This is a genomic window from Sphaerisporangium sp. NPDC049457 (genome assembly GCF_055586705.1).
The window spans coordinates 215,093-237,550 of record NZ_JBVJHR010000007.1; the positions used below are offsets into that span (position 1 = coordinate 215,093).

At 72.9% G+C, this 22,458-nt stretch carries 19 protein-coding genes and 1 pseudogene; 8 read left to right on the forward strand and 12 right to left on the reverse strand.

What is annotated here, in order from left to right; all coding sequences use genetic code 11:
- The first annotated feature begins 672 nt into the window (after positions 1-672).
- Positions 673-1,650 carry a GlxA family transcriptional regulator gene (locus ACZ6QO_RS13500; RefSeq protein ID WP_465850511.1) on the forward strand — a complete coding sequence of 326 codons (978 nt, stop codon included), beginning with the start codon at positions 673-675 and terminating at the stop codon, positions 1,648-1,650.
- Between the two features lie 186 nt (positions 1,651-1,836).
- Here the strand turns inward: ACZ6QO_RS13500 and sigJ are convergent, their stop codons facing one another.
- Positions 1,837-3,657, reverse strand: a complete 1,821-nt coding sequence (gene sigJ / locus ACZ6QO_RS13505) for an RNA polymerase sigma factor SigJ (RefSeq protein WP_465850512.1) — start codon at positions 3,655-3,657, stop codon at positions 1,837-1,839.
- Between the two features lie 383 nt (positions 3,658-4,040).
- On the opposite strand from sigJ, the gene ACZ6QO_RS13510 reads away from it, so the two are divergent.
- Together ACZ6QO_RS13510 and ACZ6QO_RS13515 are read left to right on the forward strand one after the other, a co-directional pair.
- Complete coding sequence (locus ACZ6QO_RS13510; protein WP_465850514.1) at positions 4,041-4,625, forward strand: TetR/AcrR family transcriptional regulator; 585 nt, start codon at positions 4,041-4,043, stop codon at positions 4,623-4,625.
- 191 nt (positions 4,626-4,816) lie between these two features.
- Positions 4,817-5,851, forward strand: a complete 1,035-nt coding sequence (locus tag ACZ6QO_RS13515) for a zinc-dependent alcohol dehydrogenase family protein (RefSeq protein WP_465850516.1) — start codon at positions 4,817-4,819, stop codon at positions 5,849-5,851.
- On the opposite strand, the gene ACZ6QO_RS13520 is transcribed toward ACZ6QO_RS13515, so the two are convergent.
- The 3 genes from ACZ6QO_RS13520 to ACZ6QO_RS13530 form a co-directional block, all read right to left on the reverse strand.
- Complete coding sequence (locus ACZ6QO_RS13520; protein WP_465850695.1) at positions 5,821-6,471, reverse strand: DsbA family oxidoreductase; 651 nt, start codon at positions 6,469-6,471, stop codon at positions 5,821-5,823. The two genes, ACZ6QO_RS13515 and ACZ6QO_RS13520, sit on opposite strands and share 31 nt — an antisense overlap.
- Before the next feature lie 32 nt (positions 6,472-6,503).
- Positions 6,504-6,713 (reverse strand): hypothetical protein, encoded by a 210-nt coding sequence (locus ACZ6QO_RS13525; protein ID WP_465850518.1) that lies wholly within the window; start codon positions 6,711-6,713, stop codon positions 6,504-6,506.
- 138 nt (positions 6,714-6,851) lie between these two features.
- A complete protein-coding gene (locus tag ACZ6QO_RS13530; RefSeq protein WP_465850519.1) occupies positions 6,852-9,128 on the reverse strand; it encodes an LLM class flavin-dependent oxidoreductase in 2,277 nt (758 codons plus the stop codon).
- An 87-nt stretch (positions 9,129-9,215) separates the two neighbouring features.
- Here ACZ6QO_RS13530 and ACZ6QO_RS13535 point away from each other — a divergent pair, with 87 nt between their 5' ends.
- The gene (locus ACZ6QO_RS13535; protein WP_465850521.1) at positions 9,216-9,752 is read left to right on the forward strand and encodes a MarR family winged helix-turn-helix transcriptional regulator; all 537 of its coding nucleotides are present in this window, start codon (positions 9,216-9,218) and stop codon (positions 9,750-9,752) included.
- On the opposite strand, the gene ACZ6QO_RS13540 is transcribed toward ACZ6QO_RS13535, so the two are convergent.
- The 3 genes from ACZ6QO_RS13540 to ACZ6QO_RS13550 form a co-directional block, all read right to left on the reverse strand.
- Positions 9,725-10,330 (reverse strand): CGNR zinc finger domain-containing protein, encoded by a 606-nt coding sequence (locus ACZ6QO_RS13540; RefSeq protein ID WP_465850523.1) that lies wholly within the window; start codon positions 10,328-10,330, stop codon positions 9,725-9,727. The two genes, ACZ6QO_RS13535 and ACZ6QO_RS13540, sit on opposite strands and share 28 nt — an antisense overlap.
- A 235-nt stretch (positions 10,331-10,565) precedes the next feature.
- Positions 10,566-11,816, reverse strand: a complete 1,251-nt coding sequence (locus tag ACZ6QO_RS13545) for an RNA polymerase sigma factor (RefSeq protein ID WP_465850525.1) — start codon at positions 11,814-11,816, stop codon at positions 10,566-10,568.
- A 57-nt stretch (positions 11,817-11,873) separates the two neighbouring features.
- Positions 11,874-13,229: a serine hydrolase domain-containing protein gene (locus tag ACZ6QO_RS13550; protein ID WP_465850527.1), complete on the reverse strand. Its 1,356-nt coding sequence runs from the start codon at positions 13,227-13,229 to the stop codon at positions 11,874-11,876.
- A gap of 152 nt (positions 13,230-13,381) precedes the next feature.
- Here ACZ6QO_RS13550 and recD2 point away from each other — a divergent pair, with 152 nt between their 5' ends.
- The gene (recD2, locus tag ACZ6QO_RS13555; protein ID WP_465850528.1) at positions 13,382-15,598 is read left to right on the forward strand and encodes an SF1B family DNA helicase RecD2; all 2,217 of its coding nucleotides are present in this window, start codon (positions 13,382-13,384) and stop codon (positions 15,596-15,598) included.
- Positions 15,599-15,821: 223 nt separating this feature from the next.
- Positions 15,822-17,030 (forward strand): L,D-transpeptidase, encoded by a 1,209-nt coding sequence (locus ACZ6QO_RS13560; protein WP_465850530.1) that lies wholly within the window; start codon positions 15,822-15,824, stop codon positions 17,028-17,030.
- Positions 17,031-17,084: 54 nt separating this feature from the next.
- On the opposite strand, the gene ACZ6QO_RS13565 is transcribed toward ACZ6QO_RS13560, so the two are convergent.
- From ACZ6QO_RS13565 to ACZ6QO_RS13575, 3 genes and pseudogenes are all read right to left on the reverse strand, one after another.
- Positions 17,085-18,113, reverse strand: a complete 1,029-nt coding sequence (locus tag ACZ6QO_RS13565) for a hypothetical protein (RefSeq protein WP_465850531.1) — start codon at positions 18,111-18,113, stop codon at positions 17,085-17,087.
- Positions 18,110-18,505: a hypothetical protein gene (locus ACZ6QO_RS13570; RefSeq protein ID WP_465850533.1), complete on the reverse strand. Its 396-nt coding sequence runs from the start codon at positions 18,503-18,505 to the stop codon at positions 18,110-18,112. Before ACZ6QO_RS13570 ends, ACZ6QO_RS13565 begins: the two co-directional genes overlap by 4 nt.
- Positions 18,506-18,700: 195 nt before the next feature.
- A pseudogene (locus ACZ6QO_RS13575) lies at positions 18,701-18,913 on the reverse strand (hypothetical protein); the annotation flags it as partial.
- 235 nt (positions 18,914-19,148) lie between these two features.
- On the opposite strand from ACZ6QO_RS13575, the gene ACZ6QO_RS13580 reads away from it, so the two are divergent.
- Complete coding sequence (locus tag ACZ6QO_RS13580; protein ID WP_465850534.1) at positions 19,149-19,622, forward strand: carboxymuconolactone decarboxylase family protein; 474 nt, start codon at positions 19,149-19,151, stop codon at positions 19,620-19,622.
- Between the two features lie 144 nt (positions 19,623-19,766).
- Positions 19,767-20,690 (forward strand): RNA polymerase sigma-70 factor, encoded by a 924-nt coding sequence (locus tag ACZ6QO_RS13585; protein ID WP_465850536.1) that lies wholly within the window; start codon positions 19,767-19,769, stop codon positions 20,688-20,690.
- Positions 20,691-20,706: 16 nt separating this feature from the next.
- On the opposite strand, the gene ACZ6QO_RS13590 is transcribed toward ACZ6QO_RS13585, so the two are convergent.
- Positions 20,707-21,693, reverse strand: coding sequence for a radical SAM protein (locus ACZ6QO_RS13590; protein WP_465850537.1), 987 nt, complete (start codon positions 21,691-21,693; stop codon positions 20,707-20,709).
- Positions 21,694-21,768: 75 nt separating this feature from the next.
- Positions 21,769-22,380 carry a TetR/AcrR family transcriptional regulator gene (locus tag ACZ6QO_RS13595; RefSeq protein ID WP_465850539.1) on the reverse strand — a complete coding sequence of 204 codons (612 nt, stop codon included), beginning with the start codon at positions 22,378-22,380 and terminating at the stop codon, positions 21,769-21,771.
- Positions 22,381-22,458: the final 78 nt, after the last annotated feature.

The following is a 22,458-nucleotide window of genomic DNA, read 5'->3' on the forward strand; positions in this document are numbered from 1 at the left end:
TCCTATCGGACCTCGTGCAGGCCTGCCGGCGGGCGCTGGGAAGGCGACGGCTCAGTCGGGCTCACCGCTGTCGGCGCTCAGTTCAACCCGCACAAGTACTTGATGGCCGAAGTTCTCAGACCACGCTCCCTGCCGCGACGCCGTCGCACTGGAGATCGCTCGCCTGATCTGCCTCCCAGATACCCCGGCCAAAGGACTGGAGTTCGACATCGTCGTCGTCGAGCCCGCTCACATCGCCACCGCCGAACCACGCGGCCTACACCGTCTGTTCCCAACGGGAACGGTCAGTCTGGAACGAGTGCCCGCTTCCCCGATGCCGCAATTTGTGCCTTTTCACCGACCTCATTACTCCGCATGGGCTCCCAGCCGCACCGGAGGCCGGGCCGAAGTGGCGGCAGGGTCACGTCAGCTGACGACCATGCCGTCCGACCAGCGGCTCAGCGGCTCACTGCCCTCTCTCTCGTACTTGGTCTGCTTCCCTGCATGACCAACTGCACAGACCCGGCCGTGACCGTTCACCGGTGCCGGCGCGGAAACCCGGGTGCGGTGTGGCGGCGGTCGTGAGAGCCTCCAGTCGCACCACGAGTACGGCGCGGCGGGATCGGGGAACCACGCGCGGCCGCATCGCGCCGGGCGACACGGGCCCGGTGTCCTCGAACAGGAGGTGTGCCAATGGACGAGAGGCTGACCGTCGTCGTCGGATACCCCAATTCGGAGCTGATGGACATCGCCTGCGTCACCACGCCGCTCTACATGGCCAACAACCTCGGCGCCCGGCCCGCCTACCGGGTCGTCCTCGCCACCTCCGGCGGCCGGCCGCTGGCCTGCGATTCCGGGCTGGTCCTGCAGAGCCAGGGCGCCCTCGAACGCGTCACCGGGCCGCTGGACACCCTGATCATCTCCGGCGGGGTCGGGCACGAGGCGGCCGCCGAGGACGCGCGGCTGGTCGGCCACGTCCGGCGCCTGGCCGAGGTCAGCCAGCGGGTCGCCTCGGTGTGCACGGGCGCGAGCGTGCTGGCCGCCGCCGGCCTGCTGAAGGGGCGGCGGGCGACGACCCACTGGCACTACGCCGCGCTGCTCGCGGCCCGCCATCCCGAGGTCACCGTGGACCCGTGCCCGATCTTCATCCGCGCGGGCAAGGTCACCACCGCCGCGGGCGTCACGAGCGCGCTCGATCTGACGCTGGCGTTCATCGAGGACGACCACGGCCCGGCGCTGGCGCGCATCGTGGCCCGCGGGCTGGTGACGTACCTGCAACGTCCGGGGGACCAGGCCCAGGTGAGCCTGTTCGTGGGCGCGCCGCCGCCCGAGCACCCGTTGATCAGGCAGGCCGTCGACCACATCACCGGGCATCTCGACGGCGACCTGACCGCGGTCACCCTCGCCGCCCGGCTGAACGTCAGCGAGCGCCACCTCACCCGGCTCTTCCTGGAGCACCTGGACCTGACGCCCGGCCGGTACATCCGGCAGGCCCGCACCCAGGCGGCCGCGCAGTTGCTGGCCTCCTCGTCGCTGCCGGTGTCCGGGGTGGCCGAGCGTTGCGGGTTCGGGACGGCGGAGAGCCTGCGGCAGGCGTTCCTCGCCCAGTACGGCATGTCCCCCTCCCGCTATCGCCGCACCTCCCGCACCACGCCCGCGTCACCGGCGTGAACCTCGGCCCCGGATGAACCGACCGTCCGGCGGACGGGGAATCCGTCCCCGCGGACCCGGGCCGCGCGCCTTCCGGGCCCCCGCTGTCCGATCTTGCCGGCGGTGGTCGCGCGATCCGCCGTGGTCAACTGCGCCCGCGCCGGACATGCGCCGATCGCGACCCGCTGCGCCGCGGCTGGCCGACTTCTACCGGCTGATCTGACGCGGAACCGTCAGTGCGAGGAGTTTGTCCGGGTTGCGGATGACGTAGAAGTTGGTGATCTTCCCGTCGCCGACCTCGAACAGGCAGACGCCTACCAGGTGATCACCGTCGTAGGCGGCCGTCGCGGGCGCGTTGTTGCAGTTGACCATCTCGATCCGCGAGTCGGGCAACCGCCCCGCGCGGAACAGTTCCATGACAAGCACGGCCACCTTCTCCACGCCCGCCACCGGCCGGCGCGCCGCGGTGGTCTTGCCGCCGCCGTCGGCGGTCCAGGTGACCTCCGGCGCGAGCAGCCCGAGCAGTCTCTCCAGGTCACCGGTCGCCGCCGCGGTCATGAACTGCTCGGTGATCCGCGTGGTGGTCCCAGCGTCGACGGGGTCGAACCGTTTACGCCGCTCCTGTACGTGCTCGCGGGCGCGGTGCGCCATCTGGCGCACCGTCGCCACGGACTTGCCCACCGCCGCCGCGATCTCGTCGTAGTGGAAGCCGAACACCTCGCGCAGCACGAACACCGCGCGTTCATCGGGGGTGAGCGTTTCGAGCAGCACGAGCATCGCCATCGACACCGACTCGGCGAGCAGTACGTCGGCCGAGGCGTCGTTCTCCTCCAGCAGCAGCGGCTCGGGCAGCCACGAGCCGATGTACTCCTCGCGACGGCGCGCGCTCGCCCGCAAGGCGTTGAGCGCCTGACTGGTCACCAGCCGCGCCAGATACGCCTTGGTGTCGCGCACCGTCGCGAGGTCGACTTGGGCCCACCGCAGATAGCTGTTCTGCAGCACGTCGTCGGATTCGGTCGCCGAGCCGAGGATCTCGTACACGATCGTGAACAGCAGCGGCCGCAACAGGGTGAACCGCTCGGCATGCTCGTCGGCGCTCACGGTGAGGTGACCGCTCGCGCGGCGGAGGCTCGCTGCCCGGGACGCGGACCACCCTTGGGCCAGCCCATGGAACCCGGCTCGGCCGCCTCGCGGCGCGGCGGCGTCGCCGGCCGCGACGATGCGATCGTCGTCGACGCCGGTCAGCGTCTCGTCGGTGAGCAACCGGCCGAGCGTGTCGGTGCGCAGCCCGCTCGCCGCCGCCAGCCCGGGTACACCGAAACCGGCCGTCCAGATGGTCAGCGCGCTTGGACGCACCACGCTGCCGGCGGAACCGCCGCCCAGGACGACCGCGTCCGGCCGGACCTCGGTCACCGCGCCGCCCTCGAGCACGGCGACACCATGGCGGGCCAGCCATTCGGCGACGTATCGGCGCCCCCCTGCGCTCAGGTAGGGCGCCAGAGCCCGGCCACACGCCAACGTGACCTTGCGCCCTTGTTCGGCCAGTTCGGCGGCCGTCTCGACGCCGGTCAACCCGCCGCCGACCACGGTGACCGGAGCCTTGAGGGGCAGTTCCTCCAGCCTGGCGCGCAGCCGCTGCGCGGACTCCAATTCCGCGACGGACCAGGCGAATTCGGTCGCGCCTGGCACCGAGGGGACCGCGCCGGTGCTGCCGACGGCGTAGATGACGTAGTCGTAGTCCAGCGCGCGGCCCGACGCCAGCCGCACGGTGCGGGCGGCGGTGTCGATGCGCGTCGCGCTGTCGACGACCAGTTGTACGCCCTCGCCGAGCAGTGTGCCGTAGTCGATCGTGGCCTCGCCGGTACGGGCCACGAACTGGTGCAGCCGGATGCGTTCCACGAACCGCGGACGCGGATTGACCAGGGCGATGTCGACGTCGTCGCGCATTCGCAGACGGTTGGCCGCCAGCGTTCCGGCGTAACCGCCACCGATCACCACGATCTTGTTGGATGTGCTGTGTTCGATCATGCCCTCAAGACACCGCTGATCGCTGAGGCGTGACAGGACGCGACGTGACGTGCGTCACTCCGATCGAGATCGCGGAACACGTGCTCGCGGCAGAGCCTTCGGCCGATCGCGGCTGTGACACCGGACCCGGGTGCCCGCCGTACCCGAACACCGGCCTCTCGTCGCTCATGGTCCACACCGTGAGCGAACAGCGACCTTCCATCTCGGGGAAGGAGATCCGTGCAGGTCAGTGGATCCGACCAGAATTTCCTGGGCCCACAGGGAGGCCTTCCGCTCGGATCCTCAGCAGCTGAACGCCGGATTTGCAATCGGACAGACCTGTTCGTATGGTTATGTCTGGTTCGGCGGGGGTGCCGGCCACGGGCGAGAGATCGGTGAACGGCATGAGCACGACCGCCAAGCGCCTTCCGGCGCGCGAGCGCATCCTGACCACGGCAGGCGACCTGTTCGCCGCGCACGGGCTGCGCGGCGTGGGCGTCGACCGCATCATCGCCGAGTCCGGTGTGGCCAAGTCGACGCTGTACGTCCACTTCCCGTCCAAGGACGAGCTGGCCGCCGCCTATCTGCGCCGCACCGACCACTCCTGGCGCGGCAAGCTGCGCCGCGCCGCGCTGGCGGCCGGAGACGACCCTCGCGAGCAGATGGTGGGCCTGTTCGACGCGGTGGCCGAGGCCTACGCCCGGCACGGCTTCCACGGGTGCCCGTTCATCAACGCGGCGGCCGAGAGCGAGCAGGGGAGCCTGCCCTACGCCGTGACGGTCGAGCACAAGCAGGCCGTGCGGGCCTGGGTGCGCGAGCTCGCCGAGGCGGCCGCGGCCGTGGACGCCGACGCTCTCGCGCTGCAGCTCACGCTGCTGATCGACGGCACGCTGGCCGCCGGCAAGCTCGAACAGGACGCCGCCATGCCCGCCGCCGCCAAGGCGGCCGCGCGGGCGCTGGTCGAGCGTTCCTGCCCGGCGCCCGCCTGACCTTCAAGCCCCTGGCGCGCCCGGCTGACTGACGGCGCGTTGAGGTCGCGGAGCCGGACCGGACAGACCTGTCTGTCCGTCGTCCCGCGCCGCTATCCGTCTCCGCCCGTACGCGTCACAGGCGCGTGGGCCGGGGCATGTCCATATGCGCGAGAGCGCACGAGCTGTACAGACACGAGAAGGCGATTCCCATGCGTGCGGTAGTGCTGCGAGAGTTCGGCGGTCCGCTGACCCTGAGCGAGATCGAGACCCCGGTCCCCGGCCCTGGCCAGGTCCTGGTGCGGATCGCGGCCAGCGGGGTCAACCCGCTGGACACGAAGATCCGCGCGGGCAGGGCCGCCCACGCCCGCACCCGGCTGCCCGCCGTGCTCGGCATGGATCTGGCAGGGGTGGTCGAGCAGGTCGGCGCGGACGTCACCGGGTTCGCCCCCGGCGAGGAGGTGTTCGGGCTCACCGGCGGCGTCGGCGACCTGCAAGGCTCGCTCGCCGAGTACGCCGCCGTGGACGCGCGGCTGCTGGCCCGCAAGCCCGCGTCGCTGGGCATGCGCGAGGCGGCGGCGCTGCCGCTGGCCTTCGTCACCTCCTGGGAGGCCCTGGTGGACCGGGCAGCCGTGCGCGAGGGGCACAAGGTGCTGGTGCACGGCGGGGCCGGCGGCGTCGGGCATGTGGCCGTCCAGCTGGCCAGAGCGCGCGGCGGCGAGGTCTTCGCCACCGGGTCCGCCCGCAGCCTGCCGGCCATCCGGCGCCTCGGCGCCACCCCGATCGACCGCGGCGCGACCTCGGTGGAGGACTACATCGCCGAGCACACCGGCGGGGAGGGCTTCGACGTGGTCTTCGACACCGTCGGCGGGGAAACCCTCGACGCGTCCTTCGCCGCGGTCCGCACCTACACCGGTCATGTGGTCAGCGCCTTGGGATGGGGCTCGCACAGCCTCGCCCCGCTGTCGTTCCGCGGCGCCACCTACTCCGGGGTCTTCACCCTGCTGCCGATGCTGACCGGCCGCGGACGCGACCACCACGGGGAGATCCTGCGCGAGGCCGCCGCGCTCGCCGACGCCGGGGCGCTGTCACCCCTGCTCGACCCGCGCCGCTTCACCCTCGGCTCCGCCGCCGAGGCGCACGCGCTGGTGGAGGCCGGCGCCGCCACCAGCAAGATCGTCGTGGACGTGGACGTGGACGTGGACGTGGACGGCGGTCAGCGGGCCGCCGGGCGGGCGCGCTCGTAGGCCTGGCGCAGCGCCGACAGGAACAGCTCGGCCGGCTGCGCGCCGGACACCGCCAGAGCGCGGTTCAGCACGAAGAACGGCACGCCGGTGACGCCGAGTTCGGCGGCCTCGCGGATGTCGGCCTCGACGTCCTGGAGGTGGTCGGCGCCGCCGACGACCCGCCGCGTCTCGTCCTCGGGCAGCCCGGCCTCGACCCCGAGACGGACCAGCGTCTCGGGGTCGTCGAGGATCTGCCCCTCGATGAGGTTGGCGCGCAGCAGCCTCTCGTGGACCAGCCCGCCCAGGCCGTGCGCGTCGGCCAGGTGCGTCAGCCGGTGCGCGTCGATGGTGTTGACCATGATCGAGTTTTCCAGGTCGTAGACCAGGCCCTCCTCGGCGGCGAGCGCCGTGACCCGCGCCTGCATCGCCCGCACCTGGGCGGGCGTGGCGCCCATCTTCTCGGCCAGCATCTCGGGGACCGGCCGTCGCACACCGGCGGGGAAGGACGGGTCGAGCTGGAAGCTGCGCCAGACGACCTCGACCTCGCCGGCGTGCTCGAAGCGCTCCAGGGCGTGCTCCAGACGCCGTTTGCCGATGTAGCACCAGGGGCACACGACGTCGGACCAGACTTCGACGCGCACCGTCTTCACCGCTTCCACCCTCTCCGCCGCCTTCACCGGCACGTCCCGTCCGCGCACATGGCGGCGGGGTCGTCGCCGAGGACGATGAGCCCCGGCGCGGCGGCCGTCGTGCGCGGGGCCGGCTCGAACGCCGCGGCGGGCTGGAACGGCATGCCGGGGTCGAACGCCGTGCCGGGTCCGGCGGGCGCCGCGGGCCTGGGCGCCGGCTCGGGGGGAGCGGTCGTTCGCTGGTCGTCGGGCATTGGTGGTGGCCCCTTTCACATTGACGCGCCGGTGCTCCGCGGGCGCGGGTCTCATCGCCGCGCCCGGGGACAACCGCAACCGTACTCGGGAAGATGATGTGTCAACCGGCCGGGTGGCGGGCGGCCCGCCCGGAGCGGTCAGCCCGCGGGTTCCGGGGCGATGGGGAAGTTGTGCCGGAAGAGGTTGTCCGGGTCGTAGGCGGCCTTCACCCGCCGCAGCCGCCGCAGCGTGGCCGGCGGGAACGCCTTGGCGAGCAGGCTCTCGTCGCCGTGCGACTCGAAGCTGAGGTAGATCGCCTCGGCGCCGAGCCGTTCCCACTCCTGCTCGGCCCGCGCGCTCGCGGCCTGGCGGAAGACGCCGGTGAGGGAGAAGTTCTGCGTGCGGTGGGCGTAGGCGGTCGCGTCCGCCGGTGTGTCGTTGACCGCGCCGCCGACGGAGCGCACCTGCAGCATGCCGGTGCCGTGGTCGGCGAACAGGCCGGCCAGCAGGGCGGCGGTGGCGCCGTCGAGATGGTCGACCAGAGCCGAGCGCGTGCGCATGCCGGACTGGCCGTGGTGCTCGTTGTGGTGCGGCGCGACGATCGCGGCGTACGGGACGAGCTGGGCCTGCTGCTGCAGCACCGGACCCAGGTTCAGGAAGGGCTCGATGGCCGAGACCGCGGCGGCGGTGTCGTCGCCGGCCCAGACGATGAGGTTCTGCGCGAGGATCGGCTGGCCGGGGCCGCCGGGAAAGACCGACATGAAAGCCGTGAGCGCCCGCGGGCTGTCCTCCACCAGCCGCCCGAAGCCCTCCAGCAACGCCGCGGTGTCGGAGGCGTCGTACACCAGCGCGGCGAAGACGACCTCGCCGACCTCGGCGGCCTCGATGTCGAAGGAGGTGACGACGCCCATGTTGCCGCCCGCGCCGCGCAGCGCCCAGAACAGGTCGGGGTGGTGCCCGGCGTCGGCGCGCACCACCCGCCCGTCGGCGAGCACCACCTCGGCGCCCACCACGTGGTCGAGGGTCAGCCCGTAGGAGCGGCCGAGGAAGCCCTGCCCGCCGGCGGTGGCCAGGCCGCCGACGCCCACGTCGCCGTAGTCGCCGGAGCTGATCGCCAGCCCGTGGGGCTCCAGCGCCCGCGCCACCTCGCCCCAGCGGGCGCCGGCGCCCACGCGCACCAGCCGCCGTGCCCGGTCGATCACCTCCACGCCGTCCATGGCGCCGACGTCGATGACGATGCCGCCGTCATTGGTGGAGCGCCCGCTGATGCCGTGGCCGCCGCTGCGGACCGCCAGCGGCACGTCCTGCCGCCGGGCGAACGCCAGGGCGTCGGCCACCTGGCCGGGGGTGGCGGGGCGCAGGACCAGGCCGGGGGCGCCCCGCCACACGTAGGAGGAGCGCACCCGCCGGTAGTCGCGGTCGCCGGGTTCGACGGCGGCGGCCGACACCGAGGCCGGCAGCGCGTCGTAGTCGATGCCGGGGTGGCGCAGCGCCAGCGCCCGCGCCGGACGCGCCGGGCCGGCGGCGGAAGCGGTGCCGGTGGAGGCCCGTTCGGCGGCGACGGCCTCCCGCAGGCCGGGGGCGACCTCCTGGGCGAAGGTCTGGATGACCCGCGGGTCATCGGAGGCGATGATGAAGGCGCTGACGCCGTCCTGGAGCGCCAGCGGCAGCAACTGCTCCACCCAGGTGGCGGGCGGACCCTGCAGCAGGCCGCCTCCCGCGGCGCCGAAGTCGCCGCCCATGAGGTTGAGCAGGCGGCGCACCTCGCGCGGGTCGCGTCCCGCCTCGGCGGCGGCCTCGTCGATGATCTTGTTGCCCGTCGTGACGTCCTCGGGCGTGAGGTAGCCGAGGCTGGGCAGCCAGCCGTCGGCCTTGGCGCCGACCAGGCGCAGCATGCGCGGCTTGTACGCGCCCAGCCAGATCGGCACCTCGTGCGCGGGAGCGGGGCCCCGCTTGGCCCCGCGGACCGAGTAGTAGGCGCCCTCGACGCGCAGCTGGGCACGCTCGCCGGACGCCCACACGCCGCGGATCACGTCGATCGCCTCGCTCAGCGCGTCCACGCCCTGCCCGGGGGTGAGCCGGCGGCCTCCCATGGCCTCGATGGCGTCCCAGAAGCCGCCGGCTCCAAGGCCCAGCTCGATGCGCCCGCCCGAGAGCAGGTCGAGGCTGGCCACCGACTTGGCCAGGACCGCCGGCGGGCGCAGCGGCAGGTTCAGCACGTTCCCCGACAGGTGGACGCGCTCGGTGCGGGCGGCCGCCCAGCTCAGCAGCGTCCAGGTGTCCAGGTGGGCGGGCTGGTAGGGGTGGTCCTGGAAGGTGACCAGGTCAAGGCCGGCCCGCTCGCTCAGCAGGGCGAGGTCGACGGCGGCCTCGGGCCGGCGGCTCTGTGGCGTGATGAACGAGCCGAACCGTAGATCGTGGCCGTAGTCGGGCATGGGGGCCTCCGCCGAGAAACTGGTAGATATATCAACCATACTCGCGATGAGGGTGACGTATCAACCTGGCGGACGTAGGCTGTCTCCATGACCGTGCAGCAGCAGCCTGTGGCGACCGGCCGTCCCGCGGAACTGGACGCCTGGCGCGGCTACACCACCGTCCACGCGCAGCTCGCCGCCCACCTCGCGCGCGAGCTGACCCGCGCCACCGGGCTCTCTGAGGCCGACTACCAGGTGCTGGACGCGCTGCTGGACGCCCCGGACGGGCGCATGCGGGCGCTGGAGCTGCGCTGGACGCTGCAGTGGGAGAAGAGCCGCCTGTCCCACCAGGTCGGCCGCATGCGCTCACGCGGCCTGCTCGAACGGCAGGCCTGCACCGAGGACGCCCGCGGGTGGGACATCAGCCTCACCGCCGCGGGACGCGAGGCCGCGCGGCGCGCGCGGGAGGTGCGCGAGGAGTCCGTGCGGCGCTTCGTCGTGGAGACCCTCGGCGCCGAGCGCCTGGCCCAGTTCGCCGAAGCCGCGGCCCTGCTGGCCGACCGGCTCCAGCGGGCGGCCGACATCGATCCCGAGTGCCGCGCCGCCCGCGCCGTCCTCTACCCCGACGCCGGCCCGCCGGCCTGAAGGTGCACGGCGTCGGTGCGCTGACGCTGGTAGTGGCGGGCGGCCCTGGCCCGGTTGCCGCACGAGGACTTGCACCACTCCTGGCGCCCATGGCCCTTGACGAAGTAGCGCACGCAGCGCGGCGCGGTGCACGCCCGCAACCGCTCGCGGTCAGGGCCGGACAGGAACTCGATGGCGGCGCGGGCCAGGGCCGCCGGCAGCCGGACGCGCGGATCGGCCTCGGCCGACAGCGGCCGGGCCTCGGCAGGCCCGTCGGCGGGCCAGTGCAGCTGCGGGGCGATCGGCTCGCGGGCGGCGACGGCGTTGAGATGGGCCAGCGCCTGATCGGCGGGGACCAGGCTCCGCGCGTCGGCCGGGCTCGGCGGGCCGGGGGCGACCGCGCGGGCGAACAGCGCCCGGACCGCCCGCCGCAGCTCGACGATCTCGCCCCTGAGGTCCTCGTCGGCCGGGACGGCCGCGTCCGCCACCGCGCGGATCCAGCCGGCGGTTCCCGCGACGGTGGCCAGATCGTCGGTGACGCCTCCGTGGCCGTCATGGCGGATGGTGTTGACCAGGTCCACCGCCGCTGAGCGCTTCACAGGTCCTCCCTTGGGCGTCCGGTCGTCCGGCGGCCTGGACGCCTCGCCCACCAGATTAGATCCTCTAACGCGAGAAGCGGCATGTTCCATCAGGCGTCAGGTGGGCGCAGGGCCGGCGCCGGCTCGCCGGGCCGCCTCGCCCGCCGCCGGACCGTCCGCGGAGGCCGCCGCCGCCCCGGGCACGACCGCCCGCGTGGGGGCCGGGCGCCGTCCGGGGATCAGGTGTCCTCCGGGATCAGGTGTCGTCCGGGGACAGGCGGGCGGCGCGGTTTTCCAGGTAGCGCTGTTCGGGAATGCTCGTGGTGCCGCGGGCCGCGGCCCGGTAGCAGGCGCGCGCGCCGTCCAGGTCGCCGGCCATCTCCAGCAGGTGGGCGCGCACCGCGTCGAGCCGGTGGTGGCCGGCCACCCGCTCGTCCCCTTCCAGCGTTGCCAGCAGCTCCAGCCCGGCCGCGGCGCCCTTGACCATGGCGAGCGCGACGGCGTGGTTGAGCGTGACCATCGGGTTGGGGGTCATGCGGTCGAGCAGCTCGTACAGGGCGAGGATCTGCGCCCAGTCGGTGTCGGCCGCGCTCGCCGCCTCGGCGTGCACCGCCGCGATGGCCGCCTGGAGCTGGTAGGGGCCGAGCGGCGCGCTGGACAGCGCCCCGGTGACGAGCGCCACGCCCTCGTCGATCTGCTCACGGGTCCACTTGGCGCGGTCCTGCTCGGCCAGCGGGACCAGCCCGCCGTCCGCGTCGGTGCGCGCTGGCCTGCGCGCGTCGGTGAGCAGCATCAACGCGAGCAACCCGGCCACCTCGCCGTCGCCGGGCAGCAGCCGGCGCACCGCGCGGGTCAGCCTGATGGCCTCGCCGGTCAGCTCGGCGCGGTGCAACTGCGCGCCGGAGGTGCTGGTGTACCCCTCGTTGAAGATCAGATACAGCACGTGCAGGACCACCCGCAGCCGTTCGGCCCGTTCGGGCTCCGGCGGCGGGGCGAAGCCGATGCCGGTGGCCTTGATGCGCTGCTTGGCGCGGCTGATGCGCTGCGCCATGGTCGCCTCGGGCACCAGGAAGGCGCGGGCGATCTGCGCGGTGGTGAGGCCGCCGACCGCGCGCAGGGTGAGGGCGAGCTGCGAGGCCGCCGACAGGGCGGGGTGGCAGCACATGAACAGCAGGGTGAGAGTGTCGTCCTGATCGGGCGGGGCGTCCTGGTCGGGGCCCGGGGCCACCTCGCCGCCGGGGGTCATGGTCGCGACCGTGATCTCGCGGACCCGGCGCGCCTGGTCGCTGCGCCAGTGGTCGGTCAGCCTGCGGGTGGCGACGGTGATCAGCCACGCCTTCGGCGCCTGGGGAAGACCCTGCTCGGGCCACTGGACGGCGGCGGCCAGCAAGGCCTCCTGCACGGCGTCCTCGGCGGCGTCGAAGTGCCCGTGCCGCCTGATGAGGGCGCCGAGGACCTGCGGCGCCAGTTCGCGCAGCAGGTCCTCGATCTGGTCGTCGGTTCGCACGTCCGTATCCCCGCGTCTCCGCGTCTCCGCGCCCTCGTGTCGCCGCCGGTCGGCGCGTCAGCGCCAGCCGGACTCCTCCACGCCGCCCGGGATCGGCGCGGAGGGGTCGTAGGGCACGCGGGTGAAGATGAAGGTGTTGAGGTCCAGGTGGCTGACGGAGCCGTCGGCCCGCCGGACCACGCGCAGGGTCTCGCCGGCGTAGTAGCCGTCCAGGCCGAGCCAGGCCCCGTCGGGCTGCGCGGCGAAGCGGGAGGAACGGCCCTGCCCGCTCACCGGCGAGATCATCAGGTCGCGTCCGGGCAGCAGGCGCAGCAGGTAGGCGGTCGGCCCCCAGTACCAGGGGCCGGTCAGCTCCAGCAGGGCGGGGTCGGCCGGGGTGGGCGCCCACGGGCGGGGGATGGCCGGTTCGTGGGCCTCCAGGATGTCCAGCAGGTCGGTGGCGACCGAGGGACGCAGGCCGGAGGTGGCGTTGGCCATGCACAGCACGCCCGTGCCGTCGGCGGGGTCCGCCCAGACCACGGCCAGGAAGCCGGGCATCGACCCGCCGTGCCCGGCCAGACGGCGGCCGCGGTGGCGAAGCAACTGGATGCCCAGGCCGAAGCCGACGCTCCACACGTCGGCGTCGTCCACGCCCGCCGGCTCGCGCATCTCGGCGAGCGTGGCGGGGGCCAGGACGCTCCGGTCGCCGCGGGCCAGGAAGCGCGACCACTTGGCGAGGTCGGCGCAGGTGGACCAGAGCTGCCCGGCCGGGGCCATGGCGACCGCGTCGTGCTCGGGCTCGGGCAGCAGCACGTCGGCCCATGGGTGCACGGCGTACCCGCGGGCGTGCGGCTCGCGCGGCCGTGTCGTGGTGTCGTGCATGCCGAGCGGTTCGAGGATCTCAGAGCGGGCAACGTCGGCCCAGTCGGCCTTGCGGTGGCGGGAGACCAGCTCGCCGAGCAGGGCGAAGCCGAGGTTGGAGTAATGGAAGCGGCGGCCGGGCCGGTGGCGGGAGGTCCGCTCGTCCAGGGCCTCGGTGAGCGCCTCGATCTCCATGCCGGGCACGCGCTCCCACCACTGGCCGGGCGGTTCTGCGGTGAGGCCGGCGGTGTGCGACAGCAGCTGGGCGATGGTGACGTCGCCGACCGGGGTGGCCGGCATGTGACGGGAGAGCGGGTCGTTCAGCTCCAGCAGGCCCTCGTCGCGCAGCCGCATCACCAGGACGGCGACCAGGGACTTGGTGATGGAGCCGATGCGATATTGGGTGTCGGCGGTGGGCAGGGCGCCGTCCTCGGCGGCGCCCCTGGCGCCGAACCAGATCGGCTCGCCGTCGCGCAGCACGGTCGCGACCAGCGAGGGCACCCGCGCCTCGGCCTGTTCGATCGCCACGCGGCGCAGCAGCGCGCGCGCCGTGCCTTCCAGAATCGCCGCCATCGGCCGCCTTCCCGATCGGTGTACCTCGCCCCGAACAGTGCCACATTAGCGGGGATCCACACGCCGGCCGGGCGACCGAGTCGTATACCCGCCAGCGTGAGCCGGGCACTGACGGGAACGCGCGGGGCGCGGGCTGCGGGAGAATACCGGCCATGACCACCTCGGCGGAAGGACGTCCCCCCGGCCACGTGCTCAACGCCGTCCTTGAGCGCATCACCTTCGCCAGCGAGGAGACCGGGTACACCATCGCCAGGGTGGCCGTCGAGCGGGGCGGGGCCGAGCTGGTGACGGCGGTGGGGCCGCTGCTCGGCGCGCAGGTCGGCGAGAGCCTTCGGCTGACCGGCCGGTGGACCTCCCACCCCAAGTACGGCAAGCAGTTCGAGGTCTGGTCCTACACCACCGTGCTGCCGGCCACCGTGCAGGGCATCCAGCGCTATCTGGGGTCGGGGCTGATCAAGGGCATCGGCCCCAAGATGGCCGAGCGCATCGTCGGCCATTTCGGGGTGGCGACGCTGGAGGTGATCGAGAAGTCGCCCGAGCGGCTGGTCGAGGTGCCCGGTCTTGGCCCCAAGCGCACCAAGATGATCGCCGCCGCCTGGGAGGAACAGAAGATCATCAAGGAGGTGATGATCTTCCTGCAGGGCGTGGGGGTGTCCACCTCGATCGCCGTGCGCATCTTCAAGCAGTACGGCGACACCTCGATCACCGTGGTGAAGACCGAGCCCTACCGGCTCGCCGACGACGTGTGGGGCATCGGGTTCAAGACGGCCGACACCATCGCCCAGGCCGTCGGCATCCCGCACGACAGCCCTGAGCGGGTCAAGGCGGGGCTGCGCTACACCCTGTCCCAGGCGGCCGACGCCGGGCACTGCTACCTGCCCGCGCCCAACCTGGTCGGCGACGCGGTGAAGATCCTGGAGGTGCCGGCCGAACTGGTGGCGAGCTGCCTCGCGGAACTGGCCGCCGCCGAGGGCGTGGTGCGCGAGGAGGTCCCCGCCGGCGACGCCGTGGTGCCGGCCGTCTACCTGGTGCCCTTCCACCGTGCCGAGCTGGCGCTGGCCGGCGGGGTGCGCCGCCTGCTGGACTCCGGCAGCGACCGGCTGTCGGCCTTCGCCGGGGTCGACTGGAGCGCCGCGCTGGCCTGGCTGCGCAAGGAGACCGGCTCCGAGCTGGCCCCCGAGCAGGCCGAGGCGGTGCGGCTGGCGCTCACCTCCAAGGTGGCCGTGCTGACCGGCGGTCCCGGCTGCGGCAAGAGCTTCACGGTGCGGTCCATCGTCGCCCTGGCCCGCGCCAAGAAGGCCAAGGTGGTGCTGGCCGCCCCCACCGGCAGGGCCGCCAAGCGGCTGGCCGAGCTGACCGGCCACGAGGCCACCACCGTCCATCGCCTGCTGCAGCTGCGCCCCGGCGGCGATGCCACCTTCGACCGTGACAACCCGCTGGACGCCGACCTGCTGGTGGTGGACGAGGCCTCCATGCTCGACCTGCTGCTGGCCAACAAGCTGGTCAAGGCGGTGGCCACCGGCGCGCACCTGCTGTTCGTGGGCGACGTCGACCAGTTGCCGTCGGTGGGCGCCGGCGAGGTGCTGCGCGACCTGCTGGCCGCCGACGGCGTCCCGCGGGTGCGGCTGACGCAGATCTTCCGCCAGGCCCAGCAGTCCGGGGTGGTGGTCAACGCCCACCGCATCAACACGGGCCTGCATCCCACGCTGGCCGGAATGAACGACTTCTTCCTGTTTCCCTGCGAGGAGCCCGAGGAGATCGCCGCGCTCACCGTGGACGTGGTGGCCCGGCGCATCCCCCGCAGGTTCGGCCTGAACCCCCGGCGGGACGTGCAGGTGCTGGCCCCGATGCACCGGGGCGCGGCGGGGGCCGGCAACCTCAACAGCGCGCTGCAGGAGGCGCTGACCCCCTCGCGCGAGGGCATGCCCGAGCGGCGCTACGGCGGCCGGGTCTTCCGCGTCGGCGACAAGGTGACCCAGCTGCGCAACAACTACGACAAGGGCGTGGCCGGGGTTTTCAACGGCACCGTCGGCGTGGTCACCGACCTGCGCCCGGAGGACGGCAAACTCACCGTCCTGACCGACGAGGACGAGAGCGTCGAATACGGCTTCGACGAACTGGACGAGCTGGCGCACGCGTACGCCGTCTCGATCCACCGTTCGCAGGGCAGCGAATACCCCGCCGTGGTGATCCCGCTGGCCACCAGCGCGTGGATGATGTTGCAGCGCAATCTCCTCTACACCGCCGTCACCCGCGCCAAGAAACTCGTCGTGCTGGTCGGCTCCCGCCGCGCCCTGGCCCAGGCCGTGCGCACCCGGGGCGCGGGGCGCCGTCACACCAGCCTCACCCACCGCCTCCGCCAGGGCTGACCCGGCGCGGACGCCGGGTTACCTACGTCACATTCGACGGTTTTGTCATGTTGCTATGACAATCTTGTTCAGCCCTTCCGGCGGGCCCGTTACGGCTTTCGCGGCCTGAATGCCACCTGTGAGTTGGCCGAAATGTGATCCCTGGCCTCCCAAACCCGTACATTCCGGTGCCGATCCCCATTAGTGTTTTTTGTAAGCACTTTGCCGTCCTGGGGGAGAGGTCGTGCGGGACTTCCGTCAACGTCTGAGGACTCCGATCGCCGGACTGGCCGTCGTCACGGCCTGCCTGCTGACCGTGTCGTGCTCGGGCGGCGGGGGCGCTAGTCCCTCGGGCCCGGGCGCCGAAGGCGGCACCAGCGCGCCCGCCACACCGGCGCCGGAGATCACGATCAGTCCGGCCAAGGGCGCCGGCAAGGTCCGTCCGGAGAAGAAGGTCGTGGTGACCGCCAGCAACGGCGAGCTGGAGGAGGTCACCGTCGAGGCCGGCGGCAAACAGCTGAAGGGCGACTTCGACGCGAGCCGTACCAAGTGGGTGTCCAAGGGTCCGCTGAAGCCCTCCGCCACCTACACCGTCTCGGTCAAGGCCGGCGGCGACGGCGGCCCGGCCACGGCCAGCAGCTCCTTCACCACCCTCAAGCCCGCCCAAGAGCTGCGCATCGCCGACATCACCCCCAACATCAAGGGTGAGACCGTCGGCGTCGGCATGCCCATCATGGTGCGGTTCAGCGCGCCAGTGGGCGACAAGAAAGCCGTGGAACAGGCGCTGAAGGTCACCGCCGAGAAGCCGGTCGCCGGAGCCTGGCGGTGGATCGACGACAGCCTGGCCATCTACCGGACCGCCAAGTACTGGCCCGCCCACCAGAAGGTGCGGTTCGCCGCCTACCTGGAGGGCGTGCGCGCCGGCAAGGACACCTACGGCGTCCGCAACTACGCCACCACCATGAAGGTCGGCGCGGCGTGGGTCAGCAGCGTCGACGCCCGCACCCACCAGATGATCGTCCGCAAGGACGGCAAGATCGTTCAGCGGATGGCGATCAGCGCCGGCAAGGCCACCACGCGGGAGTACACCACCACCAACGGCGTGCACCTGACGATGGAGCGCGGCAACCCGGTCACCATGATCTCCCCGGGCAAGAAGAAGGGCGACCCGGGCTACTACAAGGAGATCGTCAACCACGCCGTGCGCATCTCCAACAGCGGTGAGTACGTGCACAGCGCGCCGTGGTCGGTGGGCTCGCAGGGCCGCGCCAACGTCAGCCACGGCTGCGTCAACGCCCGCCCCGACCAGGCCAAGTGGTACTACGACAACTTCCACCGCGGCGACGTCGTCAAGATCGTCGGCACCAACCGCGCGCTGGAGTGGAACAACGGGTGGGGGTACTGGCAGCTGCCGTTCAAGCAGTGGAAGAAGGGCAGCGCGCTGGCCGGCTGACCCACCCGCGACCCGGGGCCGGGTGACGGTGCCGCACAACGCGTACGACGCCGCCTACGACGCCGCGGACGTGCGAGCGGCCTGCGAACGAGGACACCGGCGACACCTCGTGACGGGCGGCGAGCCGCCCGCGGCCGGTCCTCGCGCGCGGACCGGCGCTGTCCGGCGCTCGGCGAGCGAGGCGGGCCGCGCGGTGGCGGGAAGCTCGTCCTTGCGCAGCGCGGCGGTGATGGCGAACCCGGTGCGGGGAGTGAGCTCTCCGGTGTGCGCGATGTGCAGGCGCGCCGCCAGGTCCACGCCGTACAAGTCGACGGTCGCCTCGGTCAGGTCGGCCAGGGTGGCGGCCGCCGCGCGCGACTGGACGCGCGCCGCGACGGCGACCACCGCGGCGATCAGCGCCGAGGGCCACCACACCAGGGCCAGCGCCGCGTACAGCACCGTCCAGCCGGCCAGGCGTGCCGCGGCCGTGTAGGCGGCGTGCGCGGCGGCCAGCTCGGTGCGGACGGCGTCGGGAACGATGAGCCACAGCCGGGGCCAGGCGGCGGCCAGGTCCAGGCCATAGCGGGCCTTGACGCGCGCCGCCGGCGCGCTCAGCCGGTCGCCGATCCAGGTGGGATGCTCGGGCTCGACCGGACTGATGCGCTCGCGGGCCGCGACGGCGGCCCGGACGCCGTGCGCGTCCCCGGCCACGGCGGCGTCGATCGCCGCGGCGACGCGCTTCTCGGCCTCCTTCCATCGGTCGTGCCGCCACCGGGTGGGCCGGCGCAGCGGTGCCAGCGTGCGTCCCGGCAGCGTCCACAGGTAGGCCGTGAGGCGTCCGAGCGCCGCCGCGCACAACCCGGCGCCGGCCGCGGCGAGCGACACGGCGGCGACGACCAGCAGCACGGCGCCGACGCCGGGAGTGCGCGGGCCGTCCAGCCGCGCGGTGAGCCACGTGGCGAGCGCCTGGACGTCCAGCGCGTCGCCGTGGCCGAGGCGGACCCCCATGACGGCGCAGGCCACGAACAGCAGCCCGGGCAGCACCAGGAGCGTGACCCACCGGTCCAGCAGCCGCTTGCCGACCTCGCCGAGGATCGCGGTCATGCGCCGAGCCGCTTCCTTACCAGCGGCACCCCCTGCACCGCGCATGCCGGTCCGTCCTGCGCGGCAGGATCGACGGGCAGCCAGCGGGTGCAGCGCGTCGCCGGGCAGGCCCACACCTCGATCGCGGGGTGCGGGTCGCCCGCGGCCGCGGGGCTGGGCTCGTACAGCCGCCGGGCGGGCGGCAGCAGGCCGCCGGGGATCCCGTAGGCGACGAGCTCGGCGTCCAGCGCGTCCAGGTCGCAGGCGAGGGTCGTGGTGTCGGCGCCGGAGGCGAGCACGGCGACGATACGGTGCAGGACCGGTTCGGCGCCGATCTCGGCCACGATGTCCTGCAGGTCGCCGCGTTCCATCTCACGGCACAGGGCGGCGATGCGCTCGGCCGGCTCGGTCATGGTCACCTCGGGGGGTCAGGAACCTACGTGAATGTAGGATGCCCGCAACGACGGGGTGTCCGGGGCACTGACACGCACGGACGTGACCGCGTCGTCTGCGCGGCCCAGGGTTTCCTGGTCAGCCTGGGGTTTCAGTGAGACGAGCTTCACGGTCATGGGTGCCTCGCGGAGTGAACCGTCCCGCGGCGATCAGGATCACGACGAGCGTGAGCGGCATGATCCACCCGCTCCAGCCGAGGATCGTCGCCTGCGTGGTGTCGACGTGCCGCGGTCGTCGCGAAACGCGATGCGTGCCGTGTAGTCGCCCGCCTCCAACGCGAGCGGCGTGTTCGTGATCGTCACGTCGCCGGCCCGGGTGACCTCAGGCTCTCCAAGCCCCACGAAAGCTCCCGGCAGGCCGATGATCTGTGGATTGCGGAACCCGCCGGCTGGAATCGAAGAGCGGCCCGCGGGAGCCGGTGCGCGAGCGGACCTTGACTTGACCAACGTGGTACCGGCCGCCATCGGTCGTCAGGGAGCGGGCGGGTCAACGGCGGCCACGGGGAGACGCGGGGAGACGCGGGTCACATTCGTCCATGTCACAGGGGGGCGTGCCATTTCGTCTCAGGTGGTGTAGGCACCGACGAGCACAGAGGAGCACACCATGGAAGCGCGACTGGACTACTTCGCCGACCCGACCGCCGGCAAGGTCGTCAAGTACGTGATGTCGGCGGGCAAGGCGCTGAAGGACTCACCGTTGCCGGCCACGACGCAGGAGCTGGTGGCGCTTCGCGTGAGTCAGATCAACGGCTGCGCCGTCTGCGTCGACATGCACACCAAAGAGGCCGCCGCCGCCGGTGAGACCTCGGTGCGGCTGAACCTGGTCGCGGTGTGGCGGGAGGCCACGGTCTTCACCGAGGCCGAGCGTGCCGCGCTGCTGCTGGCCGAGGAGGGCACCCGGGTCGCGGACGGGGCCGGCGGGGTCGGCGACGAGGTGTGGGCGCACGCCGCCAAGCACTACGACGAGGAGCAGCTCACCGCCCTGGTGATCCTGGTCTCGTTCATGAACCTGGTGAACCGGCTCAACGTCATCACCCGGCAGCCGGCCGGGAACTACGAGGCCGGGCAGTTCCACTGAACGATGTCGGCCGCCGGCCCGCGGCCCGGCGACGGGCCCCGGGCCTGCCGGCCTGGGGTGTCGCCCCGGCCCGCCGGTGGCCCGGATGATGGCCGGAAGACGCCCTGCGGCAGGGTGGGGTGAACCATGGGGAGGGGACTGGGCGTGAGCAAGGTCGAGGAGTTCGAGGAGTTGCGGCCCCTGCTGTTCTCGATCGCCTATCGGATCCTGGGCAGCGTGGGCGAGGCCGAGGACGCCGTGCAGGAGACATGGCTGCGCTTCGATGGCTCGGCGACCCGGCCGGAGTCGGCCAAGGCCCTTCTGTCGGCCACGGTGACGCGCATCTCGATCGACGTGCTGCGCTCCGCACGGGTGCGACGGGAGGAGTACGTGGGCCCGTGGTTTCCCGAGCCGCTGCTGAGCGATCCCTACCAGGACCCGGCGCGGTCGGCGGAGCTCGCCGACTCGGTGTCGATGGCGGCGCTGCTGCTGCTGGAGCGGCTCAGCCCGCTGGAACGGGCGGTGTTCGTGCTGCGGGAGGTGTTCGGCTTCGGGTTCGAGGAGATCGCCTCGGCGGTGGGACGGTCGCAGGCGGCGTGCCGGCAGCTGCTGGTGCGGGCGCGGCGCCATATGGAGGCCGGGCGTCCGCGCTTCGAAGCGGCCCGCGCGGAGCGGGAGGAGCTGGCGTCGCGGTTCTTGGACGCCCTTCGCGACGGCGACGTCGCCGGCGTGCGGGCACTGCTCGCCGCCGACGTGTCGATGGTCGGTGACGGAGGCGGCAAGGCGCCGCAGCTGGCCAGGCCGGTCATGGGCGCCGAGAACGTGGCGCGGCTGCTGGCCTCGCTCGTCCCCCGGATGGCCGAGATCGACGTGACGTGCGAGCCGCGCGAGGTGAACGGTCAGCCGGGTGCGATCTTCCGTGACGGGGAGGGCAGGGTGCTCACCATCCTGGCGTTCGACGTGCGCGACGGGCTGATCCAGACGGTCCGCTCGGTGATCAACCCCGACAAGCTCGGGCACCTGGGCCCGGTGGCGGACGCCTGGGCGATCGACCGCGAGGTGAGGCGGGCACGCCGGCCCACGCGGTGACCGCGACGGCAGGCTCCTACAGCAGGGCGAGCTGACGGTCGACGGCGCGGCGGGGCTGCCAGGGGGCGCGGCGGGCGCCGATGCCGTACAGGCGGGCCAGCTCGGACACCCGGCCCTCCATGCGGCGCCGGTAGTCCTCGGCGGCGATCGGCCCCGAGCCGTACAGCTCCTGGTAGCGGGGCAGCAGCCGGGGGTGCTCCTCGGCGAGCCACCGCAGGTACCACTCGCGCGAGCCGGACGGCAGGCGCAGCACCATCGGGGTGAGGCTGACGGCGCCGGCCTCGGCGACCCGGCGCACCACCGCCCGCAGCTGGTCCTCCGAGTCGGTCAGGCACGGCAGGATGGGAGCCATCAGCACCCCGCAGGGCACCCCCCGCTCGACCAGCTCGGCGCACAGTTCGAGGCGTTTCTGCGCGCTGGGCGCCCCGGGCTCGACCACGCGGCGCAGCCGGTCGTCGACGAACCCGACGGAGATGCGCGCCTCCACCTCGGCCACCTCGGCGGCCTCGGCGATCAGCTCGGCATCGCGCAGGATCAGCGCGCTCTTGGTCATCACGCGGAACGGGTTGCCGGCGTCGCGCAGCGCCGCGAGGATGCCGGGCATCAGGCGGTAGACGCGCTCGGCGTCCTGGTAGCAGTCGCCGCTCAGACCGATGCCCACCGCCTCCCCGGCCCAGCGGGGGGAGGCCAGCTCGGCCCGCAGGCGCCGCGGCGCGTCGGTCTTGACCACGATGGCCGAGCCGAAGTCGCGCTCGCCGTCCAGGCCGAGGTAGCGGTGGGAGCGCCGCGCCCCGCAGTACAGGCAGGAGTGCGCGCATCCGCGGTACGGGCTGACCGACCAGGACAGGCCGAGGCCGGTGGCCTCGGGCACCCGGTCGATGATCGTGCGCGCCGGCACCTCGTAGAAGGTCGTGTCACCCTCGGTTCGGCGGACCGCGCGCCGCTCGATGCGCGGCCGGGCCGCGAGGGGGTCGTCGACTAAGGGAAGGGCGTCGAAACGCATGACCTACAGTGGAACACGTATTCGATACCCGTGGCAAGCGATCGCGCCATGCCGAGATCGACGCGCGATGGGGAGTCAGGCCGCGGGCGAGGCGGCCTCGGTGGCGTAGGTGCGCAGGTGGCGGAGCGCCGTCTCCATGGCCACCTCCAGCGGGATCGGCGAGCCGATGGTCTGGCCCATGACCACCCCGCCCTGCAGGCAGGCCAGCACGGCCAGGGCCAGCTCGTCGGCGGCGGCCTGTGCGTGCAGCAGGCCGGCGGCCTGCATGCCGCGCAGCCCGCGGGCCAGGTGCTCGCGCCACTGGTCGAACAGGTCGGTGACCAGGGCGCGGATGCGCGGGTCGTTCCTGGGGAACGCGCTGGTCAGCGCGGTGAGCGGGCAGTATTCGAGCTTCGGGGTGTACAGCTCGACGATGAGCCGTTCCCACTGCTCCCAGGCCTCCCAGCTGTCCAGACGGTCCAGCAGGGGGCGCTGGTCGTCCAGCACCTTGCGGGCCTGGTCGTGGGCGACGGCGAGCAGCAGCTCGGCCTTGCCGCCGGGGAAGTAGTGGAACAGCTGGCTCTTGCTGGTGCTGGTGGCGGCCCGGATGTCGTCCAGGCAGGTGTCGGCGGCGCCCTTGGCCGCGACCAGCTCGGCGGTGGCCTCGATGATCCGCGCCCGCGTAGCGGCGCCCTTCCTGGTCAGCACGATCACCAGCCTAGTGGACCAAAGAGTCCAACCAGCCCGTTCCGCTCCCCGCCTGCCCCCGGCTGCCCGGCGTGTCAC

Excerpts from the sequence above, each read along its gene's own strand:
- ACZ6QO_RS13500 (WP_465850511.1), top strand. The coding sequence starts at position 673 with ATGGACGAGAGGCTGACCGTCGTCGTCGGATACCCCAATTCGGAGCTG.
- sigJ (WP_465850512.1), bottom strand. The coding sequence starts at position 3,657 with ATGATCGAACACAGCACATCCAACAAGATCGTGGTGATCGGTGGCGGT.
- ACZ6QO_RS13510 (WP_465850514.1), top strand. The coding sequence starts at position 4,041 with ATGAGCACGACCGCCAAGCGCCTTCCGGCGCGCGAGCGCATCCTGACC.
- ACZ6QO_RS13515 (WP_465850516.1), top strand. The coding sequence starts at position 4,817 with ATGCGTGCGGTAGTGCTGCGAGAGTTCGGCGGTCCGCTGACCCTGAGC.
- ACZ6QO_RS13525 (WP_465850518.1), bottom strand. The coding sequence starts at position 6,713 with ATGCCCGACGACCAGCGAACGACCGCTCCCCCCGAGCCGGCGCCCAGG.
- ACZ6QO_RS13530 (WP_465850519.1), bottom strand. The coding sequence starts at position 9,128 with ATGCCCGACTACGGCCACGATCTACGGTTCGGCTCGTTCATCACGCCA.
- ACZ6QO_RS13535 (WP_465850521.1), top strand. The coding sequence starts at position 9,216 with ATGACCGTGCAGCAGCAGCCTGTGGCGACCGGCCGTCCCGCGGAACTG.
- ACZ6QO_RS13550 (WP_465850527.1), bottom strand. The coding sequence starts at position 13,229 with ATGGCGGCGATTCTGGAAGGCACGGCGCGCGCGCTGCTGCGCCGCGTG.
- recD2 (WP_465850528.1), top strand. The coding sequence starts at position 13,382 with ATGACCACCTCGGCGGAAGGACGTCCCCCCGGCCACGTGCTCAACGCC.
- ACZ6QO_RS13565 (WP_465850531.1), bottom strand. The coding sequence starts at position 18,113 with ATGACCGCGATCCTCGGCGAGGTCGGCAAGCGGCTGCTGGACCGGTGG.
- ACZ6QO_RS13570 (WP_465850533.1), bottom strand. The coding sequence starts at position 18,505 with ATGACCGAGCCGGCCGAGCGCATCGCCGCCCTGTGCCGTGAGATGGAA.
- ACZ6QO_RS13580 (WP_465850534.1), top strand. The coding sequence starts at position 19,149 with ATGGAAGCGCGACTGGACTACTTCGCCGACCCGACCGCCGGCAAGGTC.
- ACZ6QO_RS13590 (WP_465850537.1), bottom strand. The coding sequence starts at position 21,693 with ATGCGTTTCGACGCCCTTCCCTTAGTCGACGACCCCCTCGCGGCCCGG.